The sequence below is a fragment of the Dryocola sharpae genome, from assembly GCF_051307055.1.
GTDB lineage: Bacteria > Pseudomonadota > Gammaproteobacteria > Enterobacterales > Enterobacteriaceae > Dryocola.
Genome location: NZ_CP149994.1, coordinates 3,882,580 through 3,898,497, shown reverse-complemented (window position 1 = coordinate 3,898,497; position 15,918 = coordinate 3,882,580). Strand labels below are relative to the sequence as shown.

Here is a 15,918-nt window from a genome sequence, read left to right as displayed (position 1 = left end):
CGTATTCTGTCGATGTCTGAGACGCGACGGGATGTATGTCCCGCTCAGTATGGCCCCGTAAGTGGTGTTTTCATCCGGGCGAAATCCTCAGAGATAACGTCTCCTGTGGCGAACAGGTTTTTGTCGCACCGCTCGGTGATTGTGATCCGGCTGACCCCGAACTCTGTGTATGGTGTCAGTATTACGGATATTCTCCCCGGGTGGAGGCTGGCGACATACTGGATGGCGTGGCCGTTTCGGGCATAAATTCCGTAGATCCACTGTCGGTAGCTGCGTTGAAAAGCCTGCGCTTTAATCCTGAATATGTGTATCAGGAGCAATCTGATTCATATGCACTGAACTGATCGGTTGATGAACGCCGGTCAAAAAATGTTGTGGACCCTGACGGGGATATCTCTCCGTCGGAGGGAATATCCCGTTATTTACCTGAGGATATACCCATGCACACAGACGTTTATACGCTTAAAACTCCACTGGACACGCTCAGCTGGCTTTGCCTGCTTGAGAGTGAACTTCTGAGCATAAGGGCATTCCAGCGTCTCGATCTTCATACGGACCGGGATGAACCGAATGAACTGACGTTTCTGGAAGATTCCATCATTGGCACCGGCACAGCTTATGGCTGGTTTGTCTTTTTACTCGGGGAAGGCGATATTCCGCCTTTGCCTGATACGTCTAAAAATTTGCTCTTCACGCTGGACGAGCTGGGAAAAGAAATTAACCGGCCCTTCTGGGAGAAGGCCGTGGATGAAGGTATCCAGGATGCCCGGTGTGATCGGGCTATAGCGGCTCTCGAACGGATGTAACCAGCAGAAAGAACACACCCTGACGGGGATTTACTCCCGTCCGGGGGATAAATCCCCCCTTTTTTATTCGCGGAGGATTTATCGATGAAAAACCTGTTTTCTTCGCCGGCTTCCATGTCGGTTGTCTACACCATCGAGCACGTCAGCACGGTTCCGTTGCGACACTGGCATGCTTTCGTTCTGGCCGTCACAGAAACTTTCTGGCAACTGCCGGTGCGTCTGCGTCCGGGGAATACGTATCTGCCGTCGCTTAATCGCGCGGCTGACCTCTTTCCGGTTGCTGATGTCATGGCGTTTTGTGGCGACACAGGCGGCAGTGTCTGGCCGGTCAACATGACGATTGAGCGTGAGCGCAACCGCAATACGCTGAGTATCCAGGAGCTGGATTTTCAGCATCAGCCCTGCGATTTCTTTGCACGCATTGTGATGGTCCTGCTGCATAACCTGTGTCCGGGCAGCTTTCGGATACATTCTTCTGACGAAGGCCGCAGCTGGGCGTTACCGTTACGCTGGATTGAGCGACATCTCGGCCTGCCTGAGCAGCCGACGCTGACCGCGCCTCAGCCGGTACTGAAAACGCCGGTGCGTGGTGACGCGTTTGATTCCCTGCTGCTGCAGCTGCTCTGCGGTGGTGAGCGTGTGCTGAGCAACGACGACTGGAATGCGTTTACGGAGGCTGAATTTCAGCTGTATGAACTGAAGCGGGTCGCGGAAAAAACTGACGCGCTGTAAACAGTACTGACTTTAACCCCGTCGGGAGAGATCACTCCGGACGGGGCGGCTCTCCCGTTTTTAAAGGAGAGCCCCATGCTTTTTTTCGACAACAAAGACCTGACGAACGTCCTGCTGGCCGCCCGCATGCAGGGAGGTCAGCTTCACCTGGCAAAGGATGAGGGTGTTTATCTTATGCCGGCCACCGGTGCCTGGCAGGGCAACGATCCGGTGCCGCGTATTGCGTATGCCACAGGGTGTCACCCTCAGAAAAATGAGGACTGGTACGACACGGCACGCCTGCTTGCCGGCGGCGATGATTTCATTGAATCACTGTCGATAAGCGACGCGGTAGCCACCTCTGTACTGTCCGGCAGGACGGACCTGAGGATCCTGATTACCGACACACAGATACAGGTGCTCACCGCAGCGACTGACCGGGTGAAAGTCGCGCAGTACCGCCAGAAAGCCGATCAGCTTCTGGCGAGTGCAGTCTGTCACTTCAATGCCTGTGTCGGGCCTGATGAACTCTGCCGCTGGCGTGAAAACGCCGTGCGTCTGCTAAAGCAGGCGGCCTTCATCAGTTGTAAGCGGGCGAAGCCTGAAGATCATCAAACCTTTCTGAACGCCTGTGGCAGGCTGCAGGCCAGGTTATCGCAGGTGACCCCGCAGGGGGCGCTGCGAATAACCGGACGTTAACTCACCCCGGCAGGGACTTTTCCTGCCGGAAAGGTTCCTGCCTCTTTCTGAACCGAAGGAGGCCCGTATGGGACTGGATATTTTTCTCTACAGCCAGCACAGGCAGATCGTCGCAGTACCGGCACCGTATCATCCGGTGTATGAACTGAGCCGCGATTTTTCACTGATTACCTGGGTGGATAAGCATGTCGGTGAGGTGGAAAACGCGACCTGTCTGGAACTGTCACGCGAGCATATTCAGCAACTGAAAGAGAGGCTGGACTGTGCGATTGCGACATTTACAGAGGGGAATGAGGATAATCAGCTTCTTCAGCGCCGGCTGCAGTACGTTTTCACCCTGCGTGACAGGCTGGAAAGCCTGCTCAGTGATTTTGACTTTGAACATGAATACCTGTGGTTTTATGCCGCATGGTAACTGACTTCTGAATTTCCCGTCGACGGGCGTATCTCTGCGCCCGCCGGCGCAGGGGTATGCCTCTGATTAAAGGTATATCTCATGAAAAAAACGACTTCACACAAGGCGGCCCGCCGTCCGGCAAAACATACTGACCTTTATCGTCAGATCACCGACCGCATTGTTGTCGCTCTGGAAAACGGCGTCGCGCCCTGGCGTAAGCCGTGGCGCGCGGCTGCCGGCATCGGTCTGGCCGGTCTGCCCCTAAATGCCACAACCGGACGTCACTACAGCGGCGTGAATGTCCTGCTTCTCTGGATGTCAGCGGAAGAGCAGGGTTTTCGCAATAACCGCTGGATGACTTACCGGCAGGCGCAGCAGGCTGGCGGGCAGGTGCGTAAGGGTGAGAAAGCCACCCTGGCGGTGGTTTATAAGGACTGGACGAAGCAGGCGGAGGATCGCGAAGGCAACCGCCTTTATGACAGTGACGGTAAACCGCTGATGGAAACCGTGCCGATGCTTAAACCCCTGCAGCTGTTCAACGCTGAGCAGTGTGAGGGGTTGCCGGCAGAGGTTGCGGCTTCACCTGAGCAACCGCCGACGGTGGATGAGGACGGCATACTCAGCCCGGACGTGATGAACAGGGTGATCCGGATGTTTAACGCCACAGGGGTTAAACACCGGATGCTGCCTCAGAACCGGGCTTATTACCGTCCGCTGACGGATGAAATTGTGATGCCGGTGGCTGAGCAGTTTTTTACGGAGGCGGACTGCTGGTCCACGCTGCTGCATGAACTGGTACACAGTACCGGTCATGCGAAGCGACTTAACCGGGAGGGGATAACCTCCTCATCCCGCAAGTTCGGGGACCCGGTGTATGCCTTTGAGGAGCTCATCGCCGAAATGGGCAGTGCGTTTTTGTGTGCCCAACTCGGGGTATTCGGTGAGGTTCAGCACGACAGCTATGTGGACCACTGGCTGAAGGTGCTGAAATCTGACAAAAAGGCCCTGTTCCGCGCCTGCCGGCATGCCCGGGAAGCGTCGGAATATCTACTGGCACTGCCTGAAAGTCAGGCTGTGGCGGCGTAATTAACTTATCCGGTGGCGGTTATTCCGTAACTGTCGCCCTCCCGTGAGGACACCGCTCCTCACGGGGCTGTGTCCTCTTTTTTTTATGAAAGAGGAGTATTCACTATGTCCGAATGGTGTCATAACCGCCTGGAAATCACCGGTAAATCCGTCTGCATTGATGTCATGCTGCAGTGGATAAACGGAACTGACGTACCGCGTCACCGCCACGCAGTGCAGCAGAGCATACAGCTTTTTCTGGCTGGCGCGGCGGGGATACTCAAGCCGGTGCGCACAACGTCGTATCCGCCCTGTCAGGGGCTGGTCCGTGCAGGCACAGGGCTTTCCACTGCGGCCAATCAGGCGTTTGAAAGCTGGCTGGCGCTCCTGCTGAAGGATGCCATCCTCGATGCGGAAACCATCCGGGCCATTGACCGGCTGTATCACCAGTCAGGTCTGGGCGCGCTGAAATGGGAGAATATTCCCGACCCGGCACGTGAGGTTATGGCGGAGCTGATTGCCAGGCAATACACCGACTGGTTTGGTCTGGTCAGCGCCGGCGATGAGTCTGATGCCGCAACTGCCTGGGAGCGGCTCAGCCAGTATCCTGAACGCTCCCAGCCCTGCGATATGCTGGCCGTCATACCTACGCGGCTGGCAGCAGAGCTGAACGGTTCCGGAGGGCTGATGTCAGGCGTATCGACCACAACCAGCCTCTACTGCCGGCAGTACGGCATGGAGTGGCCTGCCGGGCACAATGTCAACTGGCAGCGGCATTCGCCAAACAGTCTTACGCTGCAGATGGATACGCCCTGGCTTCCGCCGTCAGGTGAGGTTGTCGGGGAAATTTCTGCGGTATTTGACTGCGAGGTGCGTCACAGCTACAGCGAGCCCGTGAGCGGGCTCAGCGGTTACGACTGCTATGACGGCGGCGAACATGTCGACGGACACAAAGGTGCGGCCGGCGCGTCTCAGCCCGGTCAGGTGCTTTATCTCGTCAGCGATGAGCCGGCGTTATCGACTCAGGAAGCAGCATCTTATCGTGAGGTCCGGGGGTAAAAGCCTGTTCCTCCGTTAACCCAGCCACGGCAATGCCGTGGCTTTTTACCCTCAGGGGACACGTCCCCTGGTCAGGGTGCGTGTTCCCTTTTTTTATGGAGAAGACGCATGCCTGGCATGATTAACCACGAAAAAGCCTTTGTTAAGTTGTTCAGTCAGACGGCCCGGTATCATCACCGGTTTAAAGTGTTTGAAGACTTCATCAGCTGCAGCGTCATCGCGCTGGAAAACCGGCTTCACTTCAGTGAAGCGCAGGAGCAAAAGTATCTGCGTATAGTCGGTGGATACGAAAAGGAGGACGTCACGCGCATGGCGCAGCTGCTGGCCCACGTTGTTAACGGGCTGGGTGAAGCGCCCGGGGACTTCCTTGGCCGCGTCTTTATGCAGCTGGAGCTGGGTGACAAATACAGGGGGCAGTTTTTCACGCCCTGGGACGTGGCCAGAATGATGGCGGCCATGCAGCTGGGCGACACTGAAGCGTTGTTCCGTGACAAACCCTTCATCACCCTGAGTGAACCTGCGTGCGGTGCCGGCTGCATGGTGCTGGCATTTGCTGATGTTCTGCAAAAGGCGGGGTGGCCACCGCACCGGTATCTGTGGGTATCCGCGACAGATATCGATCCGCTTGCGGCCGGAATGGCTTACATACAGCTGTCCCTGTGCGGGATTGCCGGCGAAGTGGTGGTAGGTAATACCCTGGCGAATGAACGACGCCGGATACTCTATACCCCCGGGCACTATCTCGGCGGCTGGCCTGTTCGTCTGGATCCACGGTACTTGCAGGCGGCATAATCACATCCACACGCTCCCGCCCGGGAGCGTTTTTTATTTCTGAAGCACGGTATCTGGTTTTTTATCGTAGTGAACTCTTCCCGCTGTCAGGCTGTTTTTTTTCACATCTGCTGCTGCGGGAGAACACAGTGACCTGGAAAACAACAGCCGAACAAAACGCCATCATCGAATGGAAGGGTAATCATCTTGTGGTAAATGCGTTTGCAGGCACAGGCAAAACCTCCACGTTAGTGAACTACGCTGAAGCCAACCCGGAAAGTAAGATGCTTTACCTTGCCTATAATCGCGCTGTGCGGGATGAGGCTGAACGCAAATTCCCCTATAACGTAGAGTGTAAAACGTCGCATCAGCTGGCATGGGCCCGTTTCGGCAGGCATTTCCGTGACCGGCTGACAGCCAGTCTGCGCATTACGGATGTGGCCCGCAAGCTCAATACCCGCCACTGGCCGCTGGCGCGGCTGGCGCTAAGCGGGCTGAACATGTTCCTCTGCAGTGCAGATACTGAGCCGGGGCTGATACATCTGCCGTCTGAGGATGATCGCCACGGTCTCGATGCCGGTAAAATTCTGGGGGCAATCCAAATCCTCTGGTATGAAATGAGCCGTACTGATTCAACCTTTCCCGTCACGCACGACACCTACCTTAAACTTTTCCAGCTTTCACATCCTGATTTATCAACACGCTGGGATACCATCCTTTTCGATGAGGCGCAGGACGCTAACCCGGTGACCAGTGCGTTTGTACTGAATCAGCCCTGCCGGGTCATCCTGGTCGGCGACCGCTACCAGCAGATTTACCGCTTTCGCGGGGCGGATAACGCGCTCAATGCCCCTCAGCTGGCGCAGGCAGACAAATTGTGGCTGACGGCGAGTTTTCGTTTTGGCCCTGAGGTCGCGCGTATGGCCAACATCCTGCTGGACCGTGCCGGTGAAGATAAACAGGTAACAGGCAACGGGGGGGAAGACAGTGTGGTGACCCGAATTCCGGAGGGAACTGAGCACATTGCTGTACTGAGCCGGACGGTATCCGGTGTGATTGGGAGTGCTTTAACGGCAAGTCTCATGGAGAAAAAGGTCTTCTGGGTCGGCGGGATTGAAGGCTACAAGACCGAAGAGCTTGAGGATCTGTACTGGTTCTCCGCCGATATGCCTGAAAAGATGCAGTCCCCGCGCTTCAGCCGGGACTACCGGGATTTTGACGAGTACTGCTCGATAGCCAAAGCCACGCAGGACGTGGAGATGAACCAGGCTATTCGCCTGCTCGATGACTTTTTCCCGCTCCCTCAAAAGCTGGCCATTATGCGCCGTCAGGTCGTCACTCATGAAAAAGAGGCTCAGGTCACGGTTTCAACCGCACACCGCAGCAAGGGGCTCGAATGGCCGGTGGTGATGCTGAGTGAGGATTTTACCGACATTACCGACCCGCTTCTTTCGCAGGATGAGCGGCAGGATGAGACCAACCTGCTGTACGTGGCTGTCACCCGGGCCAGAAGAACGCTCGTGCTTAACGAGTTGATGCGCTGGCTGAGCGATGAAGGCGGGAAAAACCGCGAGACGACGTACGAAACCGTACCGTCCGGAAATGGAGAGAGTGCCGACAGCCACGAAGAAACGGGAAAAACTTCTGAGAATGAGTAACTGGTTTTTTATGGTGAAGCGCGGGGAGTGTCACAACACTGGGCAGCCCTATACCAGGAGAAAATCATGCGCGACAGAATCAGGACTCTGAGGTTTCTGTTTTCAAAAGGTGAACCGGAACCAGCACGTCATGTATCCGCTTTCACACCTGCCGGCTACCACGCTCCGCGTACGGTCGATACGCTGTGCTGTAGCCCGTTGAGAAAAACCTGCCTGCAACAAATATGGGAAAACAGCTCACTTCCGGCGGATGTTTATCACCGGTTTTATATAACGCCACTGCATGGCTTACTGGCCAGGGTACAGAATGTGCCGGCAACACAGCAGGGAAGGTGGTCGCAGTCAGACGGCTTCGGGGACCTTACGCTGCAGTTCACAACCTGTGCGGTCAGACTGGCCAAAGGATACATGTTTCCACCCGGAGCTGCGCCAGAAGAGCAGGCAGAGCAAAACGTGATGTGGAATACGGTCATTTTCTGGTCTGCACTGTTCTGGCATTTGCCGCTCCTGGCGTCTCTGGAGGGGGAGCTGCTTGATGGTAAAAGCTGGCTTCCGGGAATAACCGTTCCGGACTCGCCTTATCGATTTCGCTTCCGGGAAGCTGACAACTCCTCAGCTTTTGCAGCGCTGGCAGCCGGACAACTTATGCCAGCGGAAGCGACAGGCTGGCTGGCAGAAAATCCCGAAGCTCTGGGCAATCTTGCCGGGGCCTTATGGAACCAGCATCCGGCAATGCCGTTGATCCGAAGCCTGATGAAACAAGCAGCTGAGAAAACAGAGTCTCCTCTGATGGAGAGGAAACCTGCGGAAATTTTAGGTTCTTATGCAGGTGAAATTCCAGTAAATACAGCCCTTTCAAATGAGGGGGGCGCTACGGTTTTACCTACAGATATGTTATCTGAACAAACAGCTCTGAGCGGGGCAACTGATCCATCTTCCCCTGAGATCTTTACACTTGCCACAGGTATTGATAACCCCACTCAGCTTAGTGATTCACCAGTTAAAAGCCGTGAAGAAAACGAAGCAGAAAGTGTTTTAAGCGAAATCGAAAAAAGTACTGGCTCTGACTCTCTGCCCTCTGAAGATGATGCTGATGCTCTCCTTTCTCTTTTCGACATGTCAGGAGATGCTAAAGCTTCAGAAAATGAAGGTGAGGTACAGGCAGGCGTGTCCGTTGTGATTGCAGAGGAACAGCAATCGTCAGAACCCCTTGAAAAGATAGAAGACCCCGCAAATGAAAAGGAACCGTCTGCAAAAGGAAACTCGGACTATTCTCAGGTTGCAATTGTTAACAAATGTGATGAAAGATCAGATTCCGTACCCGTAGCAGTCTCCGGTACTGACGTAGCGGAAGGAGAACAGTTTTTTGACTGGCTCCGGGAGGGACTCAATCGGGGAGATATTAGTTTTAATGGTAAAGCAGACAAAATCCATGTTATTGCCGGCTATGTCTTTTTACCCGTCCCCGGTATCTTTTTCGACTACCTTAAGGCCACTGGTTCGACTATTCAACGGGAAAGCATTCAGGCTTCTTTTGAGCGACTTAACCTGCATAAGCGTCGTGATAACAGGAGATTTTATTTTGCTCAGCTTTACGATACACCCGACAAGTCCGGGAGGTTCAAACGGGTAAAAGGCTACCTGGTGAAAAGCAGGCGGGTATACAGAAAGACCATCCCTCAGGACAGTCAGTTCATTTTGTTCCCCTGACCACAACGTCGGTCTGACATCTGGTGCGTTACTGTTACTAAGAGAGGAATGGAAAAAATGAACGAAAATAGTGCTGACTGGCTCTGGCAGGAACTTATGGATGAGTACTTTTTCTGTAAATCGCTGCGCGAAGATACCGAGTGGAGTTATAAGAAGGTTGTTCGTGGTTTCAGGAAGCATATCGGGGAAGCCTGTCCGCCTTACGGCATAACCAGTCGCGATGTGCTTGAGTGGCGAAGGCATGTGCTCAAGAAGCAGTGCCTTTCTGCACATACCTGGAACAATAAGGTCAGCCATATGCGTGCCCTGTATAATTTTGCCATCACTTCTCAACTGACGAACTTAAGTAAAAATCCCTTCAATGGCGTATCGGTCAAACAGGACAAGAAGCGTAAAAAAACGCTAACAAAAAACCAGATGACAAAAATCTGGCTAACTATGCAGCAATTTGCTTCTGAGCCCAGAACCGAATCTAAATGCGCTCTGAGGCCAGTATGGTACTGGCTGACTGTCCTGGACACCTTGCGTTACACTGGTATGCGGCAAAATCAACTGCTCCATATACGTCTAAAAGATGTGTCTCTTGACGATGGGTGGATTGAATTAAGAGCGGAAGGCAGTAAAACGTACCGGGAATGGCGGGTTCCCGTTGTCAGTCATTTACGACCGAGACTGGAAGCATTGCTTCAGCGTGCAAGGGACTGCGGTGCCGGCAATAATGATGCGCTTTTTCACTATGAGCGGTTTGTCTCTTCGCCTGCAGAAAGGGCGTCTCTTTCGGAAAAACCATCGCTGCAACCGTTACGCTCTTTTTTTCGTAGACTGTCAAAAGAGTGCGGATTTGATGTTTCTCCCCACCGGTTCAGGCACACCCTTGCCACGACACTGATGAGCTCGCCTGAACGAAACCTGCAGCTGGTTAAGGGATTGCTGGGGCACCGCAACGTGAGTACAACAATGGAATATGTTGATATCAGTATGGATATTGTGAGCCAGGCGCTGGAAAAGGAAATGGCACTTTACACCGATAAGGCTGAAGAGATGTTTTACAATGGTTGACATTCAGTCACGTCATTGTAATTATTCACAGTGATCGAGAAAAGGGAGCCTGTGTCAGCAGGCTCCCTAATCGAGAGGGTAACTTCTTGATGTATGCTGATGTGAGGATCAACATCAACAAGTACCACTCCCGTTAAACGCCCGTCAGTTTTCTCACCTCTGACCAGCGTGCTTCGAATAGTGGTGCCCGGAGGCGGAATCGAACCACCGACACGGGGATTTTCAATCCCCTGCTCTACCGACTGAGCTATCCGGGCAACGGGGCGCATTAAACCTTAATCAGATACGGTCGTCAATCCTATTTCCGGAAAAGCTGTTCAACTGCTTAAGTTTGCGGCAATGTGTCCGTTTGCTCGTCGATTTTGCACAAATCTTCCAGACAGGTGCGTGAGGGCGGGTAATGCTGGCGGCGAGAGGAGGACGATATGGCAGAAGACTGGCTTGAGCTGCGACAGCATGCGGATACGGGTATTGAAACGATCAGGGCGCACTTTGAAGGACACGCCTACGATCCGCACTGGCACGACAGCTACCTTGTGGGGATCACGCTTTCCGGCACCCAGCAGTTTCACTGTCGTCGCGAACGGCACCGTAGCCATCCCGGCGATGCTTTCCTGCTGGAGCCTGGCGAAATCCACGACGGTGATGCGCCAGTTGAAGGCGGGTTTACCTATCTTACCTTTTACCTGGATGAGCGGTGGCTGACCAGTACGCTGCAGGGCCTGTATGAATCCATTCCCGGCAGTTATTCGATCCATTTTGCGCAAACGCTGACCCGCGAGCCGCAGCTGGTGCGAGCCATTGGCGATACCTTTGCCGCACTGCACATGGATGAGATGAAAATCGTGCAGCAAAGCGCCATGGATAATCTGCTGGCACAGATCACCTCTCATTGTCACTGGCGCAGGAGGCAGCCTTCGCAGCCGCAGAGCGCCGCTGTTGCGCACCGGGCCCGGGATTATCTCTATGCCCATCTGGGCGAAAATATCGGTCTTTCCGATCTTGCGCGGGAAACGGGCACCGACCGCTTTACGCTGACGCGCTGTTTTAAGCGCGAGTTTCACCTTGCGCCGCACGCCTGGCTTATCCAGCTGCGGCTGGCAAAAGCGCGGCAGCTGCTGGCGCGTGGCGATCGGCCGGTGGATGTCGCCGCCGCATTAGGCTTTGCCGATCAAAGCCACCTTGGGCGCTGGTTCCAGCGGGCCTACCGCATATCGCCTGCCTACTATCGTCAGCTGTGCACAAACCTTCCAGACGTTTTCATGAAATAGCGGCACAGTCAGGGCTCTGATAAAAAGGAGTCACCTGTGAACCTGCTGCCGTTTCTTTTATTCGCGTTTGTCGCCTCGATAACGCCGGGGCCAACCAATATCCTTATTCTTGCCAACAGCCAGCATTATGGCGTGAAAGCGACGCTGCCCGCGCTGTTCGGCGCATGCGTGGCGGCAAGCGCTATTGTGCTGATATCCGGCGCCGGCGCGGGCGAACTATTACGCCAGTATCCGCTGGTGCGCCAGGTAATGAGCCTGGCAGGAGTGCTATGGCTGAGCTGGATGAGCTGGCAACTCTTCAGCGCGCCAGCGGCAAATTTAGCCACCAGAACACACGCGCCTTTTACCGCACGCGCGGCGGCGGCTTTGCAGGTAATTAACCCGAAAACCTGGATGATGGCGCTGGCGGTGGTTAGTTTATTTGCCCCGCGGGGAGAGCATGCGATGCGGGAAATTGTCCTGATGGCGCTGTGGTTTTTGCTTATTTCCACCGCGTGCCTGATGTGCTGGGCATGGCTGGGGAAAGCGGTGAACAGGCTGTTTCGCACCACCGTGGCGATGGTGCGTTTTCAGCGGCTGATGGCGCTGTGCCTGTTCATTTCCGCATGGGCGGGAATGTTAGGTTAACGCGCCGCGCAGGCGGCACTGGGCGAAGCGCAGGATATCCTCTGCCAGACGGCGAGCGGTATCGATATCTGCCTGGCTGCGTTTCACCAGCAGCTTGCTCAGGCAGCCTTCTAATACCAGCTCCATTTGATGGGCAACCATCGTCGGGTCGTCCACTTCAAGCTGCGTGAGCAGTTCGTGAGTGTATTCCCAGGCGGCTTTTTTCTGCTGGTCCGCCAGCTGGTGAACAGGGTGAGAGGCGTCCGGGTAAAAGGTGCAGGCGGCGATAAACAGGCAGCCGGGATAGCGCTGATTGCTGACGCATTCCGTCAGCGCCTGGTAGCGTTTTAGCAGTTTTTGCTCAAGGGAAAGCTCCTCGTCGAGCATTAACTGGCGGCGCCAGGCGTCAACCTGCTGGCTCAGATAGCGCAGGGCGTCATAGAGCAGGGCTTCGCTGTCAGGCCAGAATTGCCTGACTTCCTGTATCGGGTAATCCGCCTCACTCGCTACCATTTCAAGGGTAGTGCTGGCGATGCCTTCACGTTCAAGGACGTGCAGGGCGTGCTCAAGTACGTCTTCGCGTTGCACGGTTTTCTCCTCCGTCGTTCAACGGTTTATCCCACATTAGTGTTGTTTACTGCGCGTGTTTGCGCAAATGCGTTCCAAAAGCGTCGGCATCCATAAAGCCGGTGACGCGCGCTTGCGGCTGTTCGCGCCCTTCGGTATCAAAGAACAAAATTGTTGGCAGCCCCAAAACTTTTAAGCGCCTTAACAGCGCCACGTCTTGCGCGTTATTAGCGGTGACGTCCGCCTGCAACAATACCGTACCTGCGAGCTGCTTTTGTACCAGTGGATCGCTGAAAGTGTATTTTTCAAACTCTTTACAGGCTACGCACCAGTCAGCATAGAGATCGAGCATCACCGGTTTACCTTTCGCGGTGCGGAGCGCCTGGTCAAGCTGTTCGACGCTGGCGATACGCGTAAAATTCAGATGCGGCTGGCTGGCGGTGACAGCAGCGCCGAAAGCCCAGTCCTGCAGCGGCTTTGCACACACCAGCGCGGCGCCCAGCAGGATAATCTGCGCGACGCGTATCCAGGATTTACCGGCCTGCAGGCTGATAATAAACGCCCAGCTAAAGAATGCCACGCCCAGCAGCGCCCACAGACGCTCTCCCCATACATCTCCCAATATACGCTCAAGCAGGAAAACGGGCAGGGCGAGGATCGCAAAGCCGAACGCGGTTTTGACCGTTTCCATCCACGGGCCGCTTTTGGGCAGCAGGCGGTTGCCGAAGACGGTGATAAGGATCAGCGGTAAGCCCATGCCCAGCGCGTAAAGATAGAGCGTGCCGCCGCCGAGCCACATGTTTCCGCTTTGCGCGATATAAAGCAGGATGGCGCTAAGCGGCGCGGTAGTGCAAGGCGAACAAATCAGCCCCGCCAGCGCGCCCATAGCAAAGACGCCGCCGGCCGAACCGCCCTGCTGGCGATTGCTCAGCAAGGTAAGGCGCGTTTGCAGCGATGAAGGCAGTTGCAACGTGAACAGTCCGAACATCGACGCTGCGAGCAGGACAAACAGCGCAGACAGGCCAATCAGCACATAGGGATGCTGCAGCGCGGCCTGGAACTGCAAACCCGCAGCGGCGACTACAAGTCCCAGAGCGGTATAGGTAAGCGCCATCCCCTGAACGTAGATAAAGGTCAGCAGCAGAGCGCGTGCGGTGGATAAACGCTGTTTGCCGCCCAGCACGATGCCGGAGATCAGCGGATACATCGGCAACACGCAAGGGGTGAAGGCGATGCCGATACCAATCAGGAATGCCCAGAGCGCAGAGAAGGGGAGCTGTGCAGGTTCCGCGTTGGCCGGGGCCTGCATTCCGGCCTGCTCACCTGTAGAGGGAGGAGAGGAAGGCGTAACCGCGCTCAGCGGCACAACGCGCGTTTCCGGCGGATAACAAAATCCCGCCTCGGCGCAGCCCTGATATGTCACGCTGAGCGTCGCGCCTTTATCCGCGGCTTTTACCGTTACCGGCAGGTTTAGCTGCCCGGTATAAATCTCGGTTTTGCCATAAAACTCATCTTCATGCCAGGTTGCTTCAGGCATTGCCAGCGGCGCTACCTCAGCCTGAGCAGGGTTAAGTTTGATTTGCTGGCGGTAAAGATAGTAGCCGGGCTTAATCTGCCAGTTCAGGCTGAGCTGGCTGCCGGACTGCTGGAAATCAAAGGCAAAGGCCCGATCGACCGGGACAAATTGCGTTTTGCCCTGGGTATCGAACAGACCAGCAAAAGTTTGCGTGCTAAAAAGCAGAAAAATCAGCGTAAGGATGCGTAAAGCCATGAGAGGTATTCACTATCTCCGTGGGTAACCGGCAGCACCAGTAATTCAGGGGTTTGATATGGATGATGCGTCTTCAGGCAGGCAAGCAGGGCTTCCTGATGGGCGATGTCGCTTTTGAGCAGCATCTGCACCTCGTACTCCTGTTCCATTTTTCCTTCCCAGTAGTAGAGCGAGGTGGCGCCCGGCAACAGGGTAACGCAGGCGGCGAGTTTTTCCGCCAGCACGAGCGCGGCAAGCTCCTGAGCGGTGGCCTCGTCCGGGGCGGTGCAAAGAATGACAACGGCCTGAGTAGTCGACATAGCTTTTCTCGTCTGCGTGGGAAACTGCGGAAGACTATAGCACGGTGGGAGAAAGGAAAGCGCGAAACGGGCCGCTAAGCGACCCGCGTTTTGCAAGCGTTACAAAACCAGGCCGCCGACGATAAAGCCGAGGATCACGCACAGCGTGATGGCAATGACGCCCGGAATTAAGAAGGCGTGGTTAAACACGTACTTACCGATGCGCGTTGAGCCCGTGTCGTCCATCTCCACCGCCGCCAGCAGCGTTGGATAAGTTGGCAGAACGAAGAGCGCCGATACCGCGGCGAAAGAGGCAATAGCGGTGAGCGGGCTGACGCCCAGCATCAGCGCCGCGGGCATCAGCGCTTTGGTCGTTGCTGCCTGGGAGTAAAGCAGGGTTGCTGCAAAAAACAGCACTACCGCCAGCAGCCACGGGTAGTTTTGCAGCAGGTCGCCCGCAAACGCCTGGATATCAGCGATGTGATGTTTCACAAAGGTATCGCCCAGCCACGCCACGCCCAGCACGCAGACGCAGGCGCTCATGCCGGATTTAAAGGTGCTGGCGTTGAGGATTTCTCCTGTGTCGATTTTACAGGTGACAGAGATAAGCGTGGCGATAGTCAGCATGAACACGACGATGGCTTCGTTACGCGGCAGCACCGGGTTCTGAATCAGGCCTACGGTGTCGCTGATAGCGGTGGCATAGAACATCACCGCCACGATCCCGATCAGGAACAGCAGCACCGAGCGTTTGGCGTGCGGTTTCAGTTTGAAGACCTGGCTGCCCCGCAGCTGCACTTCGCCTTTGGCAAGACGTTCCTGATACACCGGATCGTCTTTCAGCTCGCAGCCGAGGAAGTTACAGACGATGGCGGTCAGCATGACGGCCACCAGCGTCACCGGAATACAGATAGCCAGCAGGGTCAGGTAGCTGACCCCCAGCGGCTCCATAATTCCGGCAAAGAAAACGACGGCCGCGGAAATTGGCGAGGCGGTGATAGCAATCTGGGAAGCCACCACGGCGATGGAGAGCGGTCGGGAAGGGCGGATACCCTGCTCTTTTGCCACTTCGGTAATGACCGGCAGCGTGGAGAACGCCGTGTGCCCGGTGCCTGCCAGAACGGTCATAAACCAGGTGACGAGCGGGGCGAGAAAGGTAATGTATTTTGGATGGCGACGCAGCAGACGCTCCGCGAGGCTTACCAGGTAATCCATACCGCCTGCCACCTGCATAGCGGCAATCGCGGCGATAACCGCCATGATGATTTCGATGACGTCAAAGGGGATAGCCCCGGGCTTAATCTGAAACAGCAAAGTAAGAACTAATACACCCAGTCCGCCGGCAAAGCCAATGCCTATGCCGCCAAGCCGGGCCCCGAGATAAATCGCCAGCAGGACGATAACGAGTTCAGCGCCAAACATAATGTGCTTCCTTGAAGTTTAATGAATTGAAAATAAGTTGTTGTATTAATGTATGCCCGAAACGAAAA

Annotated in this window: 16 protein-coding genes and 1 tRNA gene; 12 read left to right on the top strand and 5 right to left on the bottom strand. The window is 55.3% G+C overall.

Going from position 1 to position 15,918, the window contains the following annotated elements; all coding sequences use genetic code 11:
• The first annotated feature begins 440 nt into the window (after positions 1 to 440).
• The 10 genes from WLO31_RS18615 to WLO31_RS18570 all read left to right on the top strand — a co-directional run bounded on the left by WLO31_RS18615 (position 441) and on the right by WLO31_RS18570 (position 9,935).
• Positions 441 to 806 (top strand): hypothetical protein, encoded by a 366-nt coding sequence (locus tag WLO31_RS18615; protein WP_006781400.1) that lies wholly within the window; start codon positions 441 to 443, stop codon positions 804 to 806.
• Positions 807 to 890: 84 nt separating this feature from the next.
• Positions 891 to 1,538: a hypothetical protein gene (locus WLO31_RS18610; protein WP_006781402.1), complete on the top strand. Its 648-nt coding sequence runs from the start codon at positions 891 to 893 to the stop codon at positions 1,536 to 1,538.
• Positions 1,539 to 1,613: 75 nt separating this feature from the next.
• On the top strand, positions 1,614 to 2,216 hold the full coding sequence (locus WLO31_RS18605; protein ID WP_006781404.1) for a DUF3085 domain-containing protein: 603 nt from the start codon (positions 1,614 to 1,616) through the stop codon (positions 2,214 to 2,216).
• 67 nt (positions 2,217 to 2,283) lie between these two features.
• Complete coding sequence (locus WLO31_RS18600) at positions 2,284 to 2,631, top strand: hypothetical protein (RefSeq protein WP_006781405.1); 348 nt, start codon at positions 2,284 to 2,286, stop codon at positions 2,629 to 2,631.
• 81 nt (positions 2,632 to 2,712) lie between these two features.
• The gene (locus WLO31_RS18595; RefSeq protein WP_006781408.1) at positions 2,713 to 3,699 is read left to right on the top strand and encodes an ArdC family protein; all 987 of its coding nucleotides are present in this window, start codon (positions 2,713 to 2,715) and stop codon (positions 3,697 to 3,699) included.
• Between the two features lie 105 nt (positions 3,700 to 3,804).
• Positions 3,805 to 4,737, top strand: a complete 933-nt coding sequence (locus tag WLO31_RS18590) for a DUF1281 domain-containing protein (protein ID WP_006781409.1) — start codon at positions 3,805 to 3,807, stop codon at positions 4,735 to 4,737.
• A gap of 108 nt (positions 4,738 to 4,845) precedes the next feature.
• On the top strand, positions 4,846 to 5,529 hold the full coding sequence (locus tag WLO31_RS18585) for an N-6 DNA methylase (protein WP_006781411.1): 684 nt from the start codon (positions 4,846 to 4,848) through the stop codon (positions 5,527 to 5,529).
• A gap of 128 nt (positions 5,530 to 5,657) precedes the next feature.
• Positions 5,658 to 7,166: a UvrD-helicase domain-containing protein gene (locus WLO31_RS18580; protein ID WP_006781413.1), complete on the top strand. Its 1,509-nt coding sequence runs from the start codon at positions 5,658 to 5,660 to the stop codon at positions 7,164 to 7,166.
• 66 nt (positions 7,167 to 7,232) lie between these two features.
• Positions 7,233 to 8,876 (top strand): conjugal transfer nickase/helicase domain-containing protein, encoded by a 1,644-nt coding sequence (locus WLO31_RS18575; protein ID WP_006781415.1) that lies wholly within the window; start codon positions 7,233 to 7,235, stop codon positions 8,874 to 8,876.
• A 57-nt stretch (positions 8,877 to 8,933) separates the two neighbouring features.
• On the top strand, positions 8,934 to 9,935 hold the full coding sequence (locus WLO31_RS18570; RefSeq protein ID WP_006781417.1) for a tyrosine-type recombinase/integrase: 1,002 nt from the start codon (positions 8,934 to 8,936) through the stop codon (positions 9,933 to 9,935).
• A 181-nt stretch (positions 9,936 to 10,116) separates the two neighbouring features.
• Here WLO31_RS18570 and WLO31_RS18565 read toward each other — a convergent pair.
• Positions 10,117 to 10,192: transfer RNA gene (locus tag WLO31_RS18565), tRNA-Phe, on the bottom strand.
• A gap of 168 nt (positions 10,193 to 10,360) precedes the next feature.
• On the opposite strand from WLO31_RS18565, the gene WLO31_RS18560 reads away from it, so the two are divergent.
• Both WLO31_RS18560 and WLO31_RS18555 read left to right on the top strand, forming a co-directional pair.
• Complete coding sequence (locus WLO31_RS18560) at positions 10,361 to 11,206, top strand: AraC family ligand binding domain-containing protein (protein ID WP_435928082.1); 846 nt, start codon at positions 10,361 to 10,363, stop codon at positions 11,204 to 11,206.
• Positions 11,207 to 11,242: 36 nt separating this feature from the next.
• Positions 11,243 to 11,833, top strand: coding sequence for a LysE family translocator (locus WLO31_RS18555; protein ID WP_435928081.1), 591 nt, complete (start codon positions 11,243 to 11,245; stop codon positions 11,831 to 11,833).
• On the opposite strand, the gene WLO31_RS18550 is transcribed toward WLO31_RS18555, so the two are convergent.
• The 4 genes from WLO31_RS18550 to WLO31_RS18535 all read right to left on the bottom strand — a co-directional run bounded on the left by WLO31_RS18550 (position 11,825) and on the right by WLO31_RS18535 (position 15,850).
• Complete coding sequence (locus tag WLO31_RS18550) at positions 11,825 to 12,400, bottom strand: transcriptional regulator (protein ID WP_435928080.1); 576 nt, start codon at positions 12,398 to 12,400, stop codon at positions 11,825 to 11,827. The genes WLO31_RS18555 and WLO31_RS18550 overlap by 9 nt on opposite strands.
• Positions 12,401 to 12,446: 46 nt before the next feature.
• On the bottom strand, positions 12,447 to 14,150 hold the full coding sequence (locus WLO31_RS18545) for a protein-disulfide reductase DsbD (protein ID WP_435928079.1): 1,704 nt from the start codon (positions 14,148 to 14,150) through the stop codon (positions 12,447 to 12,449).
• Positions 14,126 to 14,449: a divalent cation tolerance protein CutA gene (cutA, locus tag WLO31_RS18540; RefSeq protein WP_435928078.1), complete on the bottom strand. Its 324-nt coding sequence runs from the start codon at positions 14,447 to 14,449 to the stop codon at positions 14,126 to 14,128. The genes WLO31_RS18545 and cutA overlap by 25 nt, the downstream gene beginning before the upstream one ends.
• A 99-nt stretch (positions 14,450 to 14,548) precedes the next feature.
• A complete protein-coding gene (locus tag WLO31_RS18535) occupies positions 14,549 to 15,850 on the bottom strand; it encodes an anaerobic C4-dicarboxylate transporter (protein WP_435928077.1) in 1,302 nt (433 codons plus the stop codon).
• Between the last annotated feature and the right edge of the window lie 68 nt (positions 15,851 to 15,918).